General features: G+C 63.7%; 13 protein-coding genes. 6 read left to right on the forward strand and 7 right to left on the reverse strand.

Annotated elements, in window-relative coordinates; genetic code table 11:
- Positions 1-45: 45 nt before the first annotated feature.
- Positions 46-3084 carry a glycoside hydrolase family 2 TIM barrel-domain containing protein gene (locus tag QU663_RS03995; protein ID WP_304990688.1) on the reverse strand — a complete coding sequence of 1013 codons (3039 nt, stop codon included), beginning with the start codon at positions 3082-3084 and terminating at the stop codon, positions 46-48.
- A 188-nt stretch (positions 3085-3272) separates the two neighbouring features.
- On the opposite strand from QU663_RS03995, the gene QU663_RS04000 reads away from it, so the two are divergent.
- From QU663_RS04000 to QU663_RS04020, 5 genes are all read left to right on the forward strand, one after another.
- The gene (locus QU663_RS04000) at positions 3273-4715 is read left to right on the forward strand and encodes a glycoside-pentoside-hexuronide (GPH):cation symporter (protein ID WP_021611640.1); all 1443 of its coding nucleotides are present in this window, start codon (positions 3273-3275) and stop codon (positions 4713-4715) included.
- A 307-nt stretch (positions 4716-5022) separates the two neighbouring features.
- Positions 5023-5523, forward strand: coding sequence for a hypothetical protein (locus QU663_RS04005; protein ID WP_034481024.1), 501 nt, complete (start codon positions 5023-5025; stop codon positions 5521-5523).
- A gap of 38 nt (positions 5524-5561) precedes the next feature.
- Positions 5562-6596: a peptidoglycan-binding protein gene (locus tag QU663_RS04010; protein ID WP_021611643.1), complete on the forward strand. Its 1035-nt coding sequence runs from the start codon at positions 5562-5564 to the stop codon at positions 6594-6596.
- A complete protein-coding gene (locus QU663_RS04015) occupies positions 6593-7300 on the forward strand; it encodes an ABC transporter ATP-binding protein (RefSeq protein WP_021611644.1) in 708 nt (235 codons plus the stop codon). Before QU663_RS04010 ends, QU663_RS04015 begins: the two co-directional genes overlap by 4 nt.
- Positions 7290-8498, forward strand: a complete 1209-nt coding sequence (locus tag QU663_RS04020) for an ABC transporter permease (protein WP_009057607.1) — start codon at positions 7290-7292, stop codon at positions 8496-8498. Before QU663_RS04015 ends, QU663_RS04020 begins: the two co-directional genes overlap by 11 nt.
- Positions 8499-8619: 121 nt before the next feature.
- On the opposite strand, the gene QU663_RS04025 is transcribed toward QU663_RS04020, so the two are convergent.
- The 5 genes from QU663_RS04025 to valS all read right to left on the reverse strand — a co-directional run bounded on the left by QU663_RS04025 (position 8620) and on the right by valS (position 17278).
- Positions 8620-10554: a long-chain fatty acid--CoA ligase gene (locus tag QU663_RS04025; protein WP_021611645.1), complete on the reverse strand. Its 1935-nt coding sequence runs from the start codon at positions 10552-10554 to the stop codon at positions 8620-8622.
- Positions 10555-10716: 162 nt separating this feature from the next.
- Entirely contained in the window at positions 10717-11352 is a 636-nt protein-coding gene (locus tag QU663_RS04030) for an iron chaperone (protein WP_021611646.1), read from the reverse strand.
- Between the two features lie 103 nt (positions 11353-11455).
- Positions 11456-11668, reverse strand: coding sequence for a hypothetical protein (locus tag QU663_RS04035; protein WP_021611647.1), 213 nt, complete (start codon positions 11666-11668; stop codon positions 11456-11458).
- A 320-nt stretch (positions 11669-11988) separates the two neighbouring features.
- Entirely contained in the window at positions 11989-14361 is a 2373-nt protein-coding gene (locus tag QU663_RS04040) for an AAA family ATPase (protein WP_084437409.1), read from the reverse strand.
- Positions 14362-14563: 202 nt separating this feature from the next.
- On the reverse strand, positions 14564-17278 hold the full coding sequence (gene valS / locus QU663_RS04045; RefSeq protein WP_021611649.1) for a valine--tRNA ligase: 2715 nt from the start codon (positions 17276-17278) through the stop codon (positions 14564-14566).
- 225 nt (positions 17279-17503) lie between these two features.
- On the opposite strand from valS, the gene QU663_RS04050 reads away from it, so the two are divergent.
- Positions 17504-18856, forward strand: a complete 1353-nt coding sequence (locus tag QU663_RS04050; RefSeq protein WP_021611650.1) for a M20/M25/M40 family metallo-hydrolase — start codon at positions 17504-17506, stop codon at positions 18854-18856.
- 66 nt (positions 18857-18922) lie between these two features.
- Here QU663_RS04050 and QU663_RS04055 read toward each other — a convergent pair whose 3' ends face one another.
- Positions 18923-20287 (reverse strand): Na+/H+ antiporter family protein, encoded by a 1365-nt coding sequence (locus QU663_RS04055; RefSeq protein WP_021611651.1) that lies wholly within the window; start codon positions 20285-20287, stop codon positions 18923-18925.
- Positions 20288-20356 lie beyond the last annotated feature (69 nt).

The following is a 20356-nucleotide window of genomic DNA, read 5'->3' on the forward strand; positions in this document are numbered from 1 at the left end:
GGCGGCGGCGCGGTGGACATTCACCGCGCCGCCACCGGTTTCATCTCAGATGAGCGAGAGCGTCACGTCGAGGACCTGCGTGTCACTCGCGTCGACATGGAACTCATCGTGGACCGGTGAGCCCCACGAGTCGTCGCCGCCGACCCCCATCTGAGCGGTGAGGAGGCGCAGGTAGGTCGCTGCGCGCTGCTCAGGTGCGGGCATCTCCCACCAGTGCCCGGCCTGCTCGATCTGGGCCGAGGAGTAGGGCAGGAGCGAGACGCCCAGCTCGCCGCGCGCCTCGATGCGCAGGCCGTGGCCCTCAGCGTCCCTCACCTCGCACCAGCGCGTACCTGGGTGGTAGCCGCACTCCTGCGGTACCGCGTAGGGCGCGAGTCCCTGCACCGCGGTGTCCTCCCACACGCCGAGATTCGCCCCGTCCAGGCGATCCGCGTACGCCTCAACGGGGCCGAGGCCGTAGAAGCGCAGGTGGTCAATCGAGGACGGCAGTGCCCACTCCACGCCGAAGCAGGGCATCGTCGGGAGTCCCTGTGCGCCCGGGTAGGTCGCGGTCAAGCGGATCGTGCCGTCGGCGCGCAGCCCGTAGCAGACCGGAACGATCACGTCCTCCAAGCCCGCGAGCTTGTGCTCGTAGGTCACGACAACGCCGCCGGGTCCCTCCTCGACGCTGGTGTCCACGCAGCGCGCGTAGGCACCCGCCGTCGTCCAGCACGCGCGATCGAATCCGTGGCCGCACCCACGGTCGTTGTCCGTGAGCGGACGGAAGGTGGTCAGGCGCGGCGGGCGCAACACCATGGCCGTCTGGCCGCGCTTCCACTGGACGATGCCGCCCGCCGTGCGAGACAGCAGCGCCTCGTTGTCGCCCTCGCGCATGCCGATGTTCCAGCGTCCCACCGTGAAGGAGGCCCCGCCCGCAGGCGCGGTGTCGGCCACCTCGGGACGCGAGTGGATCGTCTGCCCGACGGACACGACGTGTCCGGCCTCGCACCAGGGCGTATCGGAGGCCGGGACGAGCGCGGCCTCCAAAACGATCTCGCGCTGCGTGTCAGCCAGCAGATCGCCCGGCCAACCCACGGCCACGGCGCTCTCCTCGCCAGGGACAGCCACGGCCTCATACGTCTCCTCCCACGCGACCTCGCCGTCAGCGAGGACCCGGGCGCGGATGCGCAGATCGGAGGCAGGGGCGGGCAGCGCCACCGCGGACACCGCGATCCCATCCGAGCTCGGGGTGAGCGTCACGGGGGAGTAGAGGGCCTTGACGGCCTGCGCCTGGGGCTTAGGCGTACGATCCGCAAACAGGATGCCGTCGCAGGAGAACTCCCAGTCGCACGGGCGGTCGGCGAAGTCGCCGCCGTAGGCCAGGAACTCCCCATCCGACGCGGCCGTGGCCTCGTGGTACAGGGCCTGATCGACGAGGTCCCAAATGAAACCGCCACCATATTCGGGGTAGCTCTCCAACGCCGTGTAGAGCTGAAGACCACCCACTGAATTACCCATCGAGTGCATGTACTCGCACGACAGGTAGGGCTTCTTGGGAGCAGAGCGCAGGTACTCCTCAATCGCGTCGGGCAGCGCGTACATGCGCGACTCGATATCGGAGGCGTCGTCGAACTCGCGATCCCAGGTCACGCCTTCGTAGTGGACCGGGCGCGCCGGATCCAGCTCGCGCGAGCGGCGGTACATCGAGCGGAACACCTCACCGCCATACGATTCGTTGCCCAGCGACCAGATCAGCACGCTCGCGTGGTTTCGATCCTGGAGCACCATCGACTCCACGCGATCCACGCACGCGTCCTCCCACTCCATCTTCGAACCCGGAATCGCCGTCTCGGGCGTCGGAATGTCGCCTGGCGTGCACCACGAGCCGTGGGTCTCCAGGTTCGCCTCGTCGATGACGTACAGCCCAAACTCGTCGCACAGATCCAGGAAACGCGTGTCGTTGGGGTAGTGGCTTGTACGAATCGCGTTGATGTTGAGCTGCTTGCACAGCTTAACGTCCGTTATCATGTCCTCCAGCGACACCGTGCGGCCCGTGCGCGGATCGAACTCGTGACGGTTGGCTCCGCGGAAGATCAGGCGGCGCCCGTTGAGCATGAAGACGCCATCGACAATCTCGAAGCGACGGAATCCCACGCGCTGGCTCACGCGCTCCACGCTCACCCCGTCGGGGCCGCGCAGCTCGAGGGTCAGCGTGTACAGAGCCGGCGACTCCGCACTCCACGGGGACACATCCGCCAGGTCGGCAGTCAGCTCCAGGCGCTCCGCGCTCGCGGGTCCCTCGGTGCGCCATGCGACCTTCCCGTCCGGGTCCGTCAGCTCGGCGGCCACGGTCAGGCCCTCGCAGGCGCCCGCGATGGTGGCCGCGACGCTCAGGTCGCCCGAGCCGCTCGCGTGGTCGTAGTCGGCGCCCACCTCGAGGTTCTCCACGTGGGCTGTGGGCAGCGCCACCAGGCAGACCGAGCGGAACAGGCCGTGGAATCGCCAGGAGTCCTGGCCCTCCAGCCAGGAGGCGCTGGAGTGCTCGTAGCACACGACGACGATGTCGTGCTGCTCCCGGTCGTCGGCCAGGGCACCCGTGATGTCGAACTCGCTGGCCGTGTAGCCGTCCTCGCAGTAGCCGACGAACGTACCGTCCACCCAGATGTAGAGGGCCGTCGCGAAGCCGTCGAAGCGCACTCGCACGCTGCCGCGCGCGTCCAGGGTTTGCGCCACGGCCTCGTCCAGTGTGAAGGAACGACGGTAGACAGCGACGCGGCAGTCCGCGGGAGCAGCGGGGGCCTGCGGGTCCTCGTGCCCATCCCAGGGCATCTGGATGTTGACGTAAGCCGGGGGCCACAGTCCCTCGGTTTCAAGCGTGGAGGGGACGGGCACTGCATGCACGTGCCCCTGAGTGAACGCACTGGTGGGGTTCTCCAGCGACACGCACTTGCCCGAGGTCAGTGCCACCTCCCAGATTCCGTCGAGGCTCTGGCGGGGCGCTGTGGAGCGGTGCGAGGAGCGGGCGCTCAGTCGATTGACAGCGAAGGCCTGCGGATCGTGGAGCCAGGCCGGGTTGGGCGTGTGGATAAGAGCGGTGCGGGACATGGAGACCTCCGAATGTGCGACGTTGCGTATGGAGCGAACTTGCTCTGCAATCAGGGTAACCGGTTGTTTCGATGAACGCAACTAGGTAACCGATAAACTGTCTGTAATCAAAAACACCGTTGCGGTATTCGGGTAAATACGTTAACTTAAAGGTGTCCAACTAAGAGTTGCTTCGAAGGAGAGGGACCATGTCGCACGAACAGGGTGCACACAAGAGCTGGGTATCGCGCATCTGCTATGCGATCGGCAATCTGGGACAGGCTGCGTACTACAACGCGCTGTCGACATTCTTTGTCACCTACTACGCGGCGCAGACACTGTTCCGCGACTACGAGGCCGAAGAAGCCACGGCGATGATCGGCATCATCACGGCACTCGTCTTCATTATTCGTATCGTCGAGATCTTCATTGACCCGCTGCTGGGTAACCTGGTGGATAACACGACCACGCGCTGGGGCCGCTTCAAGCCCTGGCAGGTGATCGGCGGTGTCGGCTCATCGATCCTGCTCTTCGCGATCTTCACCGGACTTTTTGGCCTGGTCAACGCCAACAAGGGTGTTTTCATCGTCGTCTTCATCATCGTCTTCGTGGTGCTCGACGTCCTGTACTCGCTGCGCGACATCTCCTACTGGGGCATGATCCCCGCCCTGTCCTCCTCCTCGGAAGAGCGAAGCGTCTATACCGCCCTGGGTACCTTCACCGGCTCGATCGGCTACAACGGTGTCACCGCCATCGTCGTCCCCGTGGTCGCATTCTTCGGCAGCGTGGCCGGCGCCGGGTCTGAGAGCCAGGCAGGCTGGACCGGTTTCGGCGCGGTCGTTGGAATCCTCGGTATCGTCACCTGCCTGGCCGTCGCATTTGGTACCCGCGAGGAGGAAAGCGTCCTGCGCAATCCGGGAGACAAGTCCAGCCCCCTCCAGGCGTTCCAGGCGATCGGTCGCAACGACCAGCTGCTGTGGGTGTCCCTGTCCTACGTCCTGTACTCAATCGCAAACGTCGCGACCACAGGCTTCATGATCTACCTCTTCAAGTTCGTGCTGCGCCTGCCCGACAGCTACTCGATCGTCGGCATCATCGCCTTCGTCGTCGGCCTGATTGTCACGCCCCTGTACCCGGCGATTAACCGCCGCGTGCCGCGCCGCTACCTTTACCTCGGCGGCATGGTGCTCATGGCTATCGCCTACATCTTGTTCATCCTCTTCTCCACGCACCTCACGATCGTTTTCATCGCCCTGGTTCTCTTCTACCTGCCCGCCACCTGCATCCAGATGACCGCGATCCTGACAATCACGGACTCTGTCGAGTACGGCCAGCTCAAGACCGGCAAGCGCAACGAAGCCGTGACCCTGTCTGTCCGACCCATGCTGGACAAGATCGCCGGCGCCCTGTCCAACTCCATCGTCGGTTTTGTCGCCATCGCGGCCGCCATGACCAACGACGTCGATCCCGACCTGCTGACCACCGCGAACATCGAGACCTTCAAGACCGCGGCCTTCTACGCGCCCCTCGGCGTCATCGTCCTGGCCTTCCTGGTCTTCGCCTTCAAGGTCAGCCTAACGGAGAAGAAGCACGGCGAGATCGTCGAGAACCTCAAGCAGAACATGAGTCGCGCCGACATTACGGAGGGCTAAGCTCTCGCGGTCCTGACGAGAGGCTTGTTGGGTGAGGAAAGGGGGGGCGGGGGACGCGCGGGCGTTCCCCGCCCCCCCCTTGTGTCAAGGATCGACGAGGCCGGAGCTGGCCTCGCTCTCACCATGCCCCACGCGAGGCTCAGCCTTGTGCGTACACGGCCGCCACGGCCTCGTACCGGTGTTCCCAGGGTTGTCTGATGAAATTCTGCGCGCGCTCCCCGATAGTTTTCAGGTAGCTTTCAGGATAGAGGGCTGTAATCTATCTCGGAAGTGAGACCCACACCCTAAAATTCTTCAAGGAGTTTCAATGAAGACTCGCACGCAGACGCGCGTCCTTGCAGTCATCGCTCTCACCCTGGCGGCGGCCCTGAGCGCCTGCGGATCGCAGACGCAGAACTCGTCCTCTTCGACCAACGGCGGCAATTCAAGCTCCGCATCCTCCCGTGGCGGCTCCGGCTCGGGAAATGGGGCGGCATCCAACGACCCCAACCTCGTGTTCGCCCAGTGCATGCGTGAGAAGGGCTTCGACGTGCCCGACACGGGCCTGACCCCCGACCAGCTCAAGGACAACTCCGACGCCTTCAACAACGCCCTCAACGAATGCATGGCGAAGGTTTCCAACCTCACCGGCGAGGACGACCTGACGAATGACCCGGCGGGACGCGAAGCGCTGATCAAGGGCGCGGAATGCCTGCGCGGCCTCGGCTACGACGTGAAGGACCCCGAGCCGGGCAAGGGCGTGAACCTGCAGGACATCCCTCAGGACGCGATCAACAAGTGCTTCGGCAACCCCGGAGGCGCCAAGTGAGTCGACCGCGAACCCCACGCCTCGCGGCATCACTCGCGATGCTGGTCCTCGCCGGAATGACGCTGTCGGCCTGCTCGGGCACGAATGCGGCTTCCGACGCGCCCCAGTCTTTCGACGGGGCCACCGCGACGGTCGAGCGCGGAGACCTGGTGGGGGAGACCACCGTCCAGGGAACCCTCCAGTACGCCGACTCCTACACGCTCAAGAGCGCCTTCGACGGCGTCGTCACCGCCCTGCCCACGCCCGGCACGACCCTCACGCAGGGATCGCACATCTACACGGTGGCCGGCAACAACACCTACCTGCTCCACGGGGCGACCCCCGCGTGGAGGACCTTCGAGGAAGGCATGAGCGACGGCGAGGACGTCACCCAGCTGGAGAGCGCGCTCTCCGAGCTCGGCTACTTCGAGGCCACCCCGAACGCCCACTTCGACTGGAACACGATCGCCGCGATCAAGCGCTGGCAGAAAGCCCTGACGCTGCCGCAAAACGGCACGCTGCCGCTGGGAACCGTGCTCTTCGCCCCCGAAGACATGCGCATCGGCGCGCTCAAGTCCCGCGTGGGCGACACGGCGACCACCGAGACGGAGCTCTTCACGGCCTCGTCCTCGCGTCAGATCATCTCCGCGAACCTCAAGCTCTCCGACCAGGCCCTGGGCGTCGTCGGAAACTCCGTGACCATTCGCCTGCCCGGATCCGCCGCATCGACGACCGGCACGATCACGGCCGTCGAACCCCCCAGGGATAAGCCTGGCGACGAGGGCTCCAAGGAGACGACCAAGGAGCGTATCGTCCCGATCACCGTGACCCCGGACGACACGTCGGCCCTCGACGGCACCCAGGAGGCCTCCGTGTCTCTCGGGCTCACCTCCCAGACGCGCAAGGACGTCCTCTCCGTGCCCCTGGGTGCGCTCGTCGCGCTGACCTCCGAGCAGTTCGGTGTCGAGGTCGTTGACGAGGCCGGCACCGTGACCCGGGTCCCGGTCACCGTCGGCATGTTCGCGGGCGACCGCGTCGAAGTGAGTGGCGACGACATCGCCGAAGGCCAGCGTGTGGTGGTGCCCAACCGATGAGCCATATCCTGGAATTGACCGACGTGCACCGGTCCTTTGGCTCACCCCCCGTGCACGCCTGCAACGGAGTATCCCTGAGCGTCGATGAGGGCGAGTTCGTCGCCATCGTCGGCCCCTCGGGCTCCGGGAAATCGACCCTGCTGAACCTCATCGGAACGCTGGATCGACCCACCTCGGGGAGCGTGTGCATTGGCGGAACCGACGTGTCCTCGCTGCGCGACACCGAGCTGTCGGGCGTGCGCTCCTCCCTCATCGGCTTCGTCTTCCAGCAGTTCCACCTCACGGCCGGCGTGTCGGCCCTGGACAACGTGGCCGACGGGCTGCTCTACCGGGGTGTGCCCCGGGCCAAGCGCCGCGAGGCCGCGCGTGAGGCGCTGACCCGAGTGGGCCTCGGGCATCGCATCGACCACAAGCCCCACCAGATGTCGGGAGGCGAACGTCAGAGGGTCGCCATCGCGCGCGCCATCATCGGCCACCCGGCCCTGCTGCTCGCGGACGAACCGACCGGCAACCTGGATTCGCGCTCCGGCGCCTCCATCGTCGCCCTGCTGCGCGAGCTCAACGAGGCCGGCACCACCATTATCGTGATCACCCACGACAACGAGCTGGCGGCGTCACTGCCGCGCCAGATCGCCATCCGTGACGGCGAAATCGTGTCCGATTCGGGACGCCCGGGAGGCGTAGGAGGTAGCAATGACGAGTAGCACCCGCGCTCGCGCGCACCGCTCGAGCCTGCGCGCCTCCGACGTGGCGCGCCTGGGCCTGACCGGCCTGCGCTCGCGCCCGATGCGCGCCGTCCTGTCGGCCCTGGGCATCGCGATTGGCATCGCCGCGATGGTCGGCGTCGTCGGAGTGTCCGCCTCCTCCCAGGCTCAGCTCCAAGAGCAGCTGCGGGCCCTGGGCACCAACATGCTGACGGCTCGAAGCGGCGCCGACCTGAGCGGCACCGACCTGATCCTGCCCGAGGACTCCGTGGGGCGGACCCTCATGATCCCGGGCGTCACCTCGGCGGCCTCCACGTCGACTCTGTCGGGCGTGTCCGTCTACCGCTCGCGCCTGTCGGACCCGAACGCGACGGGCGGCATCATCACGATGGCCGCGGACACGAACCTGCTGGAGGTCGTCTCCGGGCAGATGAAGCACGGCGTGTGGCTCAACGACGCGACCGCCCGCTACCCGGGCGTCGTGCTGGGCTCGAAGGCCGCACAGCTGCTCGGCGTCGTCGAGCCGGGCACACAGGTGTGGCTGGGAGGCCGCTCCTTCACAGTCTTGGGTGTCATGGAGCACGCGCCCCTGGCCGAGGAGCTCGACAACACGGCGCTCATCGGCATCCCCGCTGCCGCCTCCCTCTTCGACGCGGGTAAGACACCCACGACGATCTACGAGCGCAGCGCCGAGGACCAGGTGGAGAACGTGCGGGCCCTTCTCGGGCCGACCCTGGCGCCACAGGGCGCTACGGGCCTGAAGGTGTCGCGCCCCTCGGACGCGCTGGCCGCGCAAAACGCCGCCGATCAGACGTTCACGACGCTGCTTGCCGGCGTCGGCTCGATTGCCCTGCTGGTGGGTGGCATCGGCGTGGCCAACACGATGATCATCTCGGTGTTGGAGCGCCGCAAGGAGATTGGCCTGCGCCGGTCGCTGGGCGCGAAGCGAGGACACATTAGCGTCCAGTTCCTGGCCGAGGCCCTCATCCTGTCCTTCCTCGGGGGCGTCGCCGGATGCCTCATCGGAGGGGGCGTCACGTGGGGCATGTGCATCGCCTACGGGTGGCCGCCCACCCTGCACTGGTGGGTGATCGCCGCCGGTCTGGGCGCGACTCTCCTCATCGGCGCCGTCGCCGGGCTCTACCCCGCGATCCGTGCGGCGCGCACGCCTCCGACGGCGGCCCTCGCCTCGCAGTAAGTTGCCGGGCACGCACGAGGCCGTGGCCATCTCAGCAATCCGGTACCGATCGGGGGAGCGCGAGCTGGCCACGGCCTCGTTCATGTGAGCGTCGGTCGCGCGTGCGTTAGTTGTGCGTGCGTCAGCTTTGTACGGGGCCGCCGTAGATCTCGTCGATGACGGGGGCGAAGCGGCGCGTGGCCTCGGCCCTCTTGACCTTCAGGGAGGGGGTGAGCAGGCCGTTCGCCTCCGTGAAGTCGGTGGTGAGGACCTTGATCTTGCGGATCGATTCGGCGCGCGAGACGTGTTCGTTCGCCGAAGCCACCGCCTTTTCCAGGGAGGCGAGGACCTCGACGTTCGTGGCCGCCTCTGCGACGCTCATCGGGGGCAGGGAGTGGGCGGCGAGCCAGTCGGGGAGCATCTCCGCGTCCAGCGTGATGAGCGCGGCGACGAAAGGCCGCTGGTCGCCGACGACCAGGACTTGGGAGATGAGCGGGTGGGAGCGCATCGGGTTTTCGAGGGCGGCGGGGGCGACGTTCTTGCCGCCCGCCGTCACGATGATTTCCTTCGCGCGGCCCGTGATGGACACGTAGCCGTCGCGGTCCAGGGACCCCAGGTCGCCCGTGCGGAACCAGCCGTCGTCGGTGAAGCAGGCGGCTGTGGCCTCGGGGTTGTTGTGGTAGCGCTGGAAGACGCTGGGGCCCTTGAGGAGGATTTCGCCCTCGTCGCTGATCTTGAAGGACATGGGCGGCAGGGCCGGGCCCACGGTGCCGATCTTGGACAGGCGGGGCGTGTTGACGGAGACCGGGCCGACCGTCTCGGTCAGACCGTAGCCCTCCAGGACGGGGATGCCGACGCCGCGGTAGAAGTGCGCGAGCCAGGGGGCCAGGGGTGCGCCGCCCGAGACGATGTAGTCCGCGTTGCCGCCCACCAGGCGGATGATCTGCTGGTAGACGAGCTTGTCGGCGAGGGCGTGCTGGGCTTTCAGGGACGCGGTCGGGCCGTCGTTGGTGTCCAGGGCCTGGGAGTAGGCGATCGCGACCTTGGCCGCCCAGCGGAAGATCTTGCGCTTGGGGCCGGACGCCTTCGTATCCGCCGAGTTGTAGATCTTCTCCAGGACGCGCGGGACGACCAGGAGGTAGCTCGGCTTGAAAGACGCCAGGTCGTTGAGCAGGTTCTTGATGTTGGGCGCGTGGCCGAGGACGCCGTTGCCGCTGATCTGGAAGACCTGCAGGAAGCGGGCGAACACGTGGGCGAGGGGCAGGAACAGAAGCAGGCGCGAGTTCTTGCCCGCCGCGATTTCCGGCATCCACGCGTGGGCGTTGAGGCACAGGTTCGTGAAGTTCTCGTGGCTCAGGACCGTACCCTTGGGCGTGCCCGTCGTGCCCGACGTGTAGACGATGGTGGCGATGTCGTCTGTCGTGAGGGCTTCGGAGCGGGCGAGGACGCGCTCGCGAGGGGTGGCCGAGCCGTCCGCGATGAGGGTTTCGATGGCCTCCGAATCCAGGGAGAGGACATGCGTGTTGTCCCGGTTTTCGCGCTCGGCGGCGGCGCGCACGATCTCCGCCATGGACACGGTCTCGGTGATGATGAGGTGGACGTCCGCGTCGACGAGGACGTGGGCGACCTGGTCGATGGAGCTGGTTTCGTAGATGGGCACGGGGACGAGGCCGGCCGCCCAGCACGCGAAGTCAAGGAGCGTCCACTCGTAGCGGGTGCGGCTCATGATCGCGACCCTGTCGCCGGGTTCGAGGCCCCGCGCGATGAGGCCGGCGGCGAGCGCGTGGACCTCGTCGTAGAACTCGCGCGCCGTGATGGAGCGCCACGTGTCGCCGATGCCGATCTTGCGCAGGATGAGGGGGCGGGTGGCGCCGCGCTGCACGCGTTCTTTGAGCAGGTGGGGGATCGTCGTGTGCTCGTCGATGCGCACCAGGACGGGGGCGTGCCACTCGAGGGCTTCGGTGGCGGGGGCGGCCTCCTGTGAGTCGGCGGTCGCGTCGGTTGTAACGTCGGTGGTCGTCTGCGCCTGAGTCGTCTCGTCGTCGGTGGACGAGGCTGGGGTTTCTTCGGCGGTCATGTCTGCTCCCTGGTCGCTAGGCGGTGAGCGCTGCGGGACGGGGCCAGCGGCGCAGCTGTTGCTCCCCCTATCCTACGCTCCCGTAGGGTGGGGGAGAGGGGCTGTCTTTAGGGGTGGCTGCCTGTGTCCGCTGTGGCCGGGCGGAGCAAACCTGTGGAGGTGCTAGTCCAGGCCGAGCTCGGCCTTCACCTCGTCGAGCGTGTAGACGTCGTCGGGGTGTTCCTCGTAATCGCGAACAGGCTGCTTGATGAGAGCATCAAACTCTTCGAGAGTGTGCGCGCTTTCTGGATGTGCGAGGTAGTGCTCGAGCGCAGGCAGGATGGTGGCGCGGAGCCATTCGTCGTCGTCTTCGGTGCGCTCGCGGACGGTGGGCGGCTGTGCGCCGACTGCGACGGCCTCGGCGGCCGCGAGTTCGTGGTCCTTGGGGCGCCAGAAGGATGTGATGTCTTGCTTTTCCGCGAGCTGATGCTGGATGAACGCGTCCAGGAGTTCGTAGTCGAAGGGCTTGTCCCACGGCTGGCGGGCGAGCATTGTGCTGAAGTCCGTGCCGCGCTCGCGCATGACCTGCTCGAAGCGGATCATGGTGGCGCGCTCGGGTGCAATCGCCATGTGCTTGGACGCGGCGGAGAACCCGATGATGTATGTCCCGTGGTGGGTGAACATCGGCTGGTTCCACTCGATGCGCAGCTCCAGTTCAGGATAGGTGAGCCCTACCCACACCAGAACGTCCACCATCCGCTCACGGTTGTCGTCGTCGGGGATGGTCTCGAGGTACTCGTCAAGCGGTGAAATAGCCATACCGTCACCCTAACAACGCCCGCACACATCTGCGGCACGCGTAGTGATGGAAGACTAGGCATTGAGCGCTTCATCACCGCCTGATGTCCTCCTTCTCGGCGAGCTAATGCTGAGTGAAGACGTCAAGAAATGCGTAGTCGAAGGACATATTCCAGAGCTGTCGCGCAAACATTGTGCCGAAGTCCGTGCCTCGCTCACGCATGACGGAATCGAAGCGGATCATAGTGGCGCGCTCGGGGGCCATTGCCATGTGCTTGGAGATGGCCGAGAACCCGATGATGTACGTGTTGTGGTGGTAAACATCGACTGGTTCCACGCGATGCGCAGCTCCAGTTCCGGGTAGTGCTCAGCTCCAGTTCAACACCTGCACCATCCGCACACGATTGTCGCCGTTCGGGATGGTCGCGAGAAACTCGTCGAGCGTTGACATAGCCATACCGTCTTCCTAACAACGCCCATGCACCTCTGCGGTACGCGTGGTGATGGAAGCCTTGGCATTGGCCGCAGGACCGCCACCTGATGTGCGAAAGGGGGCCGCCCGTGGAACACCACGAGCGGCCGCAAGTAGAGCTGCCAAACGAGGGGGACATGAGTCAGAAACGTCGAAGCTGTGAATGGCTAATGTGCTAACTCAGATCAATCCACCAGGGCTTTGTCCCCCTCCTGCCCTTCCTCCCACAAGTCGCTGATCTGTCCTCCTGATGGAAGGCCCATCATCATCAAAAAATGTCCGTGGTGAGCACCATGATCAATGTGTTTGCTGAAAATCTCTTCGAATTTCATGAGCTCTTGTCGAGTCGGCATTGTAGAGCATGCGAAATTCGCATAGGAACCGTGGGAACCTTCATTGAAGCGATTCATGCATTCTTCTACCATTGGACCGTAAGATCGACCGAGTTCGGTAATTGAAGACTTTGGTGATTTCTCTTTTTTGTGGAAATTTGTACTTCCTAGAGTGATAAAATAGCTGTCGAGAATTCTGCGCATGGTATTTGCAATTAGTCGATAACGAGGAATGGTCTCGTTAGGCTCATGATTGCGACATGAGGTAGCAGCATCATGAATTTCATTCCAAAGAAGCTGGTATTCAGTGCTAATTTCTTTCGGGTTGCGAACTCTGTGAATAGAGTTCGGCGTCCCTCTCTCAATGCTCTTCGTGATTCTATAAAAGGCGAGATCGTTTGGTGGTTGATCCTGGTTGTATCCTGAACGAATCTCAAAGGATGTGTTTGTGTAAAATCCGATGTTGTGTGTCAGAATGATGATCTGTGTTACTTTGCTAGAAAGTAGCTGTTGAAGTTCCTGCTTCTTTGGGTTTCTGAGGGCGCGCAGGAGCCTGCGTATAAGTGTCGAAATGAAGTTAAATGTGGAGTCGTCAGTTGAGGCTATGGGGTCGTCAATAATAAGAGAAATTGGTGTTGAGTCGTTAGGTTGTTTCGCGTGAGGGTTGATGCAATGAATAAAGTATAGAAATGATAAGATTGTTTTTTCTCCCTCTGAAAGTGTGGAGAATGGTGAGGGTGTGTAGGAGCTTGGGTTGTCGCGCACTGGCCGCTCAATGGTGTAGTGCTTTTTGCTGTTAGGCGCTTGGCCAAGCCTAAAGCTGATAAATCCTAGGTCGCAAAGGGTGGAATTGATTTTATCTCTCACTGCAGCTTGATCGCCAAGTTGATCGCTAATTTCTCGTAGCTCTTGCTCTTTAGTTTGTATTTCACTCTTGGTCTTTGTTATTTTCATTGAGATGTTAGATAGTGCGCTTTGTGTTCCCTTTGGTCTCTTTATGTAGTACTCTTTAATGATCTCTTGATTGTCTTGGTGGAGCCGGGCAAAGAAAAGGTGTGTGATGTTCTGTTTTGCCTGGTGAGTGTTTGAGCATTCTTCGTTGTTTTTGATTGTGCGTTTGTAGATAATGGAAAGAGCCTTATCTAGTTTCTGTATGTCGATGTATTCGAAGTCTTTTGGTGGTTTGAAGTCGCTATTCCGTTGCTTTTCTTGAATTAGTCGCCAGGTTTCTCGCAATGTTGAAACTTGTTTATCAATTGTAGATATGGCATCTCTGATGTTGTTTTCTGAGTGTAAGATAGAATCTGTGATGAGTGAGCTAATTTCTTTTAGTGTAGTTGCAGACTGTCTTACAATCTCCTTTAATGTTTCTAGCTCTTGAAAGCTGTCTGAAGCAGATTTGTTAAACAAAGTGGCGATTTGTTCCAACAGTCTGTCATCGATGTCCTGTTGGCAGTATGGGCACGTGTGGTTATCTATGTCTTCTTGCTTGATGAGGTCTAGTCCTTCTTTGATCCATGGAAGTAGGTTGTATTGACTCGCAAAAGGAAATAGTGATGAGCTGGATTCTATGTCTATAGACTTTTCTAAAGCGCGTTTTATGTCGGTATCTTTTAGTTGTTGCATAGTGCTTGTGAAATCGGGAAGTTGAATTTTGCTCAGCTGGTTGTTGCTGATTGTCTGATATCTGTTGTCGAGTGAAGCTAGGGATTCTTCAATCTCACTTTCCTCGCGTTCTCTCTGTAGGCGTTCAACGAGTTTGTGAACATCTCTTTTGAGTCCGCTTAGGAGTTCGTTTGAAGCTGCATACGGTTCCCATGCTTTCTTGAGCTTCGATTTTAAGGCTTTACGATCTTCATCTGCTTGTTTTTGCTGCTTGCTCTGGGTCTTCCTTAGCGTCTGCAGAAGATTGTTGAGATCGGCCAATTTTTTCAGTGTTTCTTTTCTTTTTTTCTGGAGTTCCGTATTCTCGCTGCCTATTGTGAAGGTGATGCCGGGTATTTCACCTTGTATACCGGTTGGTTCTAAATAGAAAATTTCTGATAGGTAGTCACGGTTGTAAATGTGAGTGGCTTGATTGTCGCTGTTGAGTCTTCCTAGCTCTCGGGTTAGTGTTGTTTTTCCAGCTCCGTTTGGTCCGAATATGAAATTGATCTTTTTCAGGCCTGTTAGCTTGGCATCAGGAGCGAAGCAAGGTGTTCCGCTCAGGTCTACTTCGGTGATCATGTGCCCTCCTTTGGGTTGTGTCTTGACAGTTGTAGCCTAACGGCGGAGAGTGTGGTCGGCGCGTGTTATGCACTTGTCTGACAAGTACAAGGCAAAGTGTGGTGGGTCTCAGTGTTCGCGCTGAGTGGCGCGATTGCGAAATAGGTATGCAAAGGGGCCGCCCGTGGTGTTCCACGGGCGGCCCCCAAGGCCAGCTTAAAGGTCAGGCCTTCTTGCGCTTCGCAGGAGCCTCGCCTAGCTCGAAGGACTCGACAACGGCCTCGGTGGCCTCGGTGTCGTCGGAGGCGGCCACGGTCAGGGCGCCCACGGCCTTCGACGCGGCCTCCAGGTCGCCCTTCACCGACTCCAGGGCCTCCACCTGAGCCTGCGGGGCGCGCACCGTCACCGCCAGGAACGGAGTACGCGGCGACACCTTCGCCTCAGACTTCACGCGACGCAGCGCGATCAGAGCAGACGACGCGGCCTCCAGCACCGAGGGATCGCCCTCGACGCCAGCCAGGTCCGTCACAACAGGCCACGGGGCGGTGTGCACGCTTCCCTCGCGGTACCAGCTCCACACCTCCTCCGTCACATACGGCAGGTAGGGGGCCAACAGGCGCACCACGTTATCAATAACGATCGCCAGAGCCGCACGGGCAGACGCGGCCGAAGCCTCGTCCCACGCGCCATCACGGTTGTAAGCCCGCTCCTTGACCAGCTCCAGGTAGTCGTCGCAGAACGTCCAGAAGAACGACTCCGTCACCTCGAGCGCGCGAGAGTGCTCGTAGGACGCCAGGGCAGCCGAGGCCTCGTCAATGACGGAGGCCAGCGCCGCCAGCACCGAACGATCCAGCGGCACCGTCACCAGCGCCGGATCCAGATCAATCGCCGCGCCCTCGCCGCCCATCGTCAGGGCAAACTTCGAGGCGTTGAGCACCTTGATCGCCAGGCGGCGACCAATCTTCATCTGCTGCTCGTCGAACGCCGCATCCAGGCCCAGGCGAGCCGACGCCGCCCAGTAACGCACGGCATCCGACCCATACTTCTCCAGAATGCCCATCGGGGTCACGACGTTGCCCTTGGACTTGGACATCTTCTTGTGGTCCGAATCCAGGATCCAGCCCGACAGGCCCGCGTGCTTCCACGGCAGCGCGCCGAACTCCAGGTCCGCGCGCACCACGGTCGAGAACAGCCACGTGCGAATGATGTCCTGGCCCTGCGGGCGCAAATCCATCGGGTACGTGCGAGCGAACAGGTCCTCGTCATCCAGCCAGCCACAGGCCAGCTGCGGAGACAGCGAGGACGTCGCCCACGTGTCCATGATGTCCAGCTCGCCCACGAAGCCGCCGGCCACGCCGCGCTGATCCTCCGCGAACCCCTCCGGCACGTCCGTCGACGGATCGACCGGCAGAGCAGCCTCAGAGGGGGTGATGATGTCGTCGTAGTTGACCTGGCCGTCCGCGTCCACGCGGTACCACAGCGGGAACGGCACGCCGAAGAAGCGCTGACGGGACACCAGCCAGTCGCCCTTCAAGCCCTTCACCCAGTTCTCGTAGCGCACGCGCATGAAGTCGGGGTGGAACTCCAGCTCGCGGCCGCGGCCGATGAGCTCCTCGTTCAGATCCGTGCCCGAGGCCGGGTTCGTCCACGCGCGGCCACCGTTACGGATGTACCACTGGCGCGAGGTGACGATCTCGAGGGGCTTGTCGCCCTTCTCGAAGAAGTTGGTCTGACGCATCGTCTTGGTCGGCTCGCCCTTCAGCTCGCCCGACTCGCGCAGGGCAGCCACCACGGCCTCGCGCGCGGAGAACGTCGTCTTACCGGTGATCTGCTCGAAAGCCGCGCGGCCCGCATCGGTCGTGATCCACTCGGGGGTCTCGGTGATGATGCGGCCGTCCTTGCGCAGGATCGCGCGCAGCGGCAGCTCCAGGTCACGCCACCAGTCAATGTCGGTCGTGTCGCCGAAGGTACAGCACATGGCGATACCCGCGCCCTTGTCCATCTCCGCCTCGGGGTGGGGCAGGATCGGCACCTCGACGCCGTACACGGGCGAGGCGACCGTCGTGCCGAACAGCGGCTTGTAACGATCGTCGTCCGGGTGAGCGATCAGGGCGACGCAGGCGGCCAGCAGCTCGGGGCGCGTCGTCTCGATGCACACGTCCACGCCGTCCTCGACGGGCGCGCCCGCGGCGGCAGCCTTCGCGGCGGCCTGCGCGTCGGTGATGTGGAAGGCCAGGCGGTGGTAGAAGCCCGGGTACTCGCGGCTCTCCAGCTCAGCCTGGGCGACCGCCGTCTGGAAGGTGACGTCCCACAGGCCCGGGGCCTCGGCCTGGTAGGCCTCGCCGCGCGCCAGGTTGCGCAGGAACGCGGCCTGGGCGACCTTGCGCGCACGCGCGCCGATCGTCTGATAGTTCTGCTTCCAGTCCACGCTCAGACCCAGGTAGCGCCACAGCGCCTCAAACTGAGCCTCGTCCTCGACGGTGAGGCGCTCGCACAGCTCCACGAAGTTCTTACGGGAAATCGGCAACTGGTCGCGAGCCTTGATCGACTTGCCGTCGCCGCCCACGTGCGGGGGCTCGAAATCGGGGTCGTAGGGCAGGGTCGCGTCCACGCGCACGCCGAAGTAGTTCTGCACGCGGCGCTCGGTGGGCAATCCGTTGTCGTCCCACCCCATCGGGTAGAACACGGACTTGCCCATCATGCGCTGGTAGCGGGCCACGACGTCGGTGTGCGTGTAGGAGAAAACATGGCCGATGTGCAGGGAGCCGGATACCGTCGGCGGGGGAGTGTCGATCGAGTACACCTGCTCGCGCGTCGCGGTGCGGTCAAAAGCGTAGGTGCCCTGGCTTTCCCAGGCCTCACCCCACTTGGCTTCGAGGCCTTCGGGAGCGGCGCGGTCGGGCACGCGAGGCGCCTGCGCACGGGTGTTCATGGCCATAATTGAGTTGTCTCCATCCGAGTCGTGGACTGTTTGCCCCACTAGCGTACTTTTGTGCGGGTGCGCCGGTCCAACGCAGCGCCGACGCAGCGGGTGCGGGTTGCTCACACGGGCCGTTACAAAAGCTCCTCTCGTGGCGCGGTCGGGTGAAGTGAAGCGCGCGGGGATACCGTGGTGTCAGGCAGGGGAGCCGGGACGAGGCCTCCTCGGGAAAGGGGATCAACCGTGAGCACGCAATCGCTGGGCGAGCAGACCGTGGACCTGTTGGGGCGCCTGGTGCGCCTGGGCTGCGTCAACGACCTGACCGCCGATTCGGGCGGAGAGGAGCGAGCCGCCGACCTCCTTGAGGACTTCTTCGCCGACCTGCCCGTGTCTATCGAACGGATCACCCCGCACCCTGGGCGCACCACCCTCGTAGTCACGGTGGAGGGCGCGGACCTCGGCTGCGCCGGCACGCCCCTGACCCTCATGGGGCACACGGACGTCGTGCCCGTCGACGAGGCCAAGTGGACACGCGATCCCTTCGGCGCGCAGATCGAGGACGGCGTCATGTGGGGGCGCGGCACAGTCGACATGCTCCACCTGACCGCCGCGATGGCCGTCGTCACCCGCGAAGTCGCTCGCCGCGCCCAGGACGGTAATCCTCCCGCTCGCCCCTTGGTGTTCGTGGCCGCCGCAGACGAAGAAGCACGAGGAGGGCTCGGCGTGCCGTGGATCGGTGAACACCGGCCGGACGCCTTCCCCTGGGAGGCGGCTCTGTCCGAAATGGGAGGGGCGCACATTCGCGGGCGCCGCGGAGGTGACAGCGTCGTCGTGGTCGTCGGCGAAAAGGGCGCAGCCCAGCGCCGCCTGCACATCCGGGGCGATGCCGGCCACGGCTCGGTTCCGCTGGGCCGCATGAGCGCCGTCGAGCGGCTCGCCCAGGTGAGCGCGGCGCTGTCCTCCGCTCGCTGGCCCGCCGCCACGGACGAGGTCTGGGCCTCCTTCGTGCGCGCCTTCGAGTTCGATGAAACGACCGAAATCAGCCTCATCAACGGCACCTACGAGGGCAACTACGCTGAGTTCGCCGACCTGGCAGCCTTCGCGCACGCCATCTCCCACGTGACCGTCGCCCAGACCGTGGCCCGCTCGGGCGGGCCCATCAACGTCATGCCCTCCCACGCCACCCTCGAGCTGGACATCCGCACGCTGCCCGGCATCGACGACGATGACGTGGACGCCGCCATCGCGGCGGCCCTCGGCGACCTCGCCGAGCACGTGACTATCGAGCGCCTCCTCAGCGAGCCCGCCACGGCCTCGTCGATCGACACCGGCTTGTACCGAGCGATCGAAGCGGCGCTGAGTCGGCGCTACCCGGGCGTGCGCGTCGTCCCCGTCCTCATGCCCGGTGGGACCGACCTGCGTGCGGCCCGCAGGCGTGGAGGCATCGGATACGGGTTCGGGGCCTACGACAGCGGCGCCAGCCTGGGCCAGGTGTACTCCCAGCTACACGCCCACGACGAACACATCGCCCTTGCGGACGTGCGCGCGACCGCCGAGGTCCTCCACGAGGTCACGACCACCTACCTGGGCGCATAACGAGGCCGGGGCCAGGTCACGTGAACAGTGAACCCAGCCCCGGCCTCGTCAATGAGAGCGACGGTATTACAGGACCATCGCCGCGATCCAACCACCGATCAACAGCGGAATGTTGTAGTGGATGAACTCGGGGATGACCGTGTCCCGCATGTGGTCGTGCTGACCATCCACGTTCAGACCGGCTGTCGGGCCAAGCGTCGAGTCGGAAGCGGGAGAACCGGCGTCGCCCAGCGCGCCCGCCGTGCCGATGATCGCGACCGTGGCGACGGGGGAGAAGCCCAGCGTCACGCACAGGGGCACGTAGATCGCGGAGATGATCGGCAGGGTCGAGAAGGACGAGCCGATGCCCATCGTGATGACCAGGCCCACCAGGAGCATGATGACGGCGGCCAGCGCCTTGGAGCCGTTGAACATCGCGGAAGTCTGCTGGACGAGGGGCTCAATCTGGCCCGACGCCTTCAGAACCGCGGCGTAGCCCTGCGCGGTGATCATGATGAGGCCGATGAGGCTCATCATCTTCATGCCGCCACTGAACACGTCGTCGGCCTGCTGCCACGGCACGACGCGCATGGCGAGCATGAGGCACAGGCCCACGAGGGCACCCACGAGCAGCGGGTCGGCCTCGGAATCCATCTTGGTCAGGACAGCCTGGATGACGAAGCATGCGACGAGGGCCACGACGGCCGCCCAGACCTTGACCATGTTGATCGGCTTGTCATCGCCCGTGCTGAACTCCGTCTCACGCTGCTCGTACTCGCGCGGCTTGCGGTAGGAGACGAGCAGGGCGATGGCACAGCCCACGGCCATCGAGGCGGCGGGGATCGCCATGGCGGTCATCGGGTTGACGACACCCTCGACAGCCAGGCCCGCGTCCTCAATATTCTTGTAGAGAATGTCGTGCAGGAAGATACGACCAAAGCCAATCGGCACAAACATGTAGGTGGTGACGATGCCGAAGGTGATCGCACAGGCGACCAGGCGGCGGTCCATCTTCAGCTCGTTCATGACACCGATGAGCGGGGGCACCAGCAGCGGAATGAACGCGATGTGAATCGGGATGAGGTTCTGGCTCATCACGCCCATGACGAGGACTCCACCGAGGATGCCCCACTTCGCGGAGCGAGCCACGCGCGCCGAGTTAGAGTCGTCAGCGTTGCGCAGCTTAGCGATGATCCAGTTCGCCAGCAGGCGCGGCAGGCCCGAGTGGGCCACCGACATCGCGAACGCGCCGAGCAGGGCGTAGGACAGGGCGATCTTAGCGCCGCCGGCGAGGCCGTCCTGGAAGGCGACCATCGTGCCGGATATACCCATTCCGGCCACCAGGCCGCCCACCAGCGAGGCGACGAAAAGAGAGATGACGACGTGCACGCGAGCGATGCTGAGGGCCAGCATGACAATCACGGAGAGCACGACTGCGTTGAAAAGCAACATGAGCGTTCCTGTGTTGAGGGTGCGCGAAAGCGCCAAATAAGGGGGAGATAAGCCGCGTCGCGGCAGGGG

The organism is Schaalia sp. HMT-172 (genome assembly GCF_030644365.1).
Lineage (GTDB): Bacteria > Actinomycetota > Actinomycetes > Actinomycetales > Actinomycetaceae > Pauljensenia.

Excerpts from the sequence above, each read along its gene's own strand:
- QU663_RS04010 (WP_021611643.1), top strand. The coding sequence starts at position 5,562 with ATGCTGGTCCTCGCCGGAATGACGCTGTCGGCCTGCTCGGGCACGAAT.
- QU663_RS04055 (WP_021611651.1), bottom strand. The coding sequence starts at position 20,287 with ATGTTGCTTTTCAACGCAGTCGTGCTCTCCGTGATTGTCATGCTGGCC.
- QU663_RS04025 (WP_021611645.1), bottom strand. The coding sequence starts at position 10,554 with ATGACCGCCGAAGAAACCCCAGCCTCGTCCACCGACGACGAGACGACT.
- QU663_RS03995 (WP_304990688.1), bottom strand. The coding sequence starts at position 3,084 with ATGTCCCGCACCGCTCTTATCCACACGCCCAACCCGGCCTGGCTCCAC.
- QU663_RS04015 (WP_021611644.1), top strand. The coding sequence starts at position 6,593 with ATGAGCCATATCCTGGAATTGACCGACGTGCACCGGTCCTTTGGCTCA.
- QU663_RS04000 (WP_021611640.1), top strand. The coding sequence starts at position 3,273 with ATGTCGCACGAACAGGGTGCACACAAGAGCTGGGTATCGCGCATCTGC.
- QU663_RS04040 (WP_084437409.1), bottom strand. The coding sequence starts at position 14,361 with ATGATCACCGAAGTAGACCTGAGCGGAACACCTTGCTTCGCTCCTGAT.
- QU663_RS04005 (WP_034481024.1), top strand. The coding sequence starts at position 5,023 with ATGAAGACTCGCACGCAGACGCGCGTCCTTGCAGTCATCGCTCTCACC.
- valS (WP_021611649.1), bottom strand. The coding sequence starts at position 17,278 with ATGGCCATGAACACCCGTGCGCAGGCGCCTCGCGTGCCCGACCGCGCC.
- QU663_RS04030 (WP_021611646.1), bottom strand. The coding sequence starts at position 11,352 with ATGGCTATTTCACCGCTTGACGAGTACCTCGAGACCATCCCCGACGAC.
- QU663_RS04020 (WP_009057607.1), top strand. The coding sequence starts at position 7,290 with ATGACGAGTAGCACCCGCGCTCGCGCGCACCGCTCGAGCCTGCGCGCC.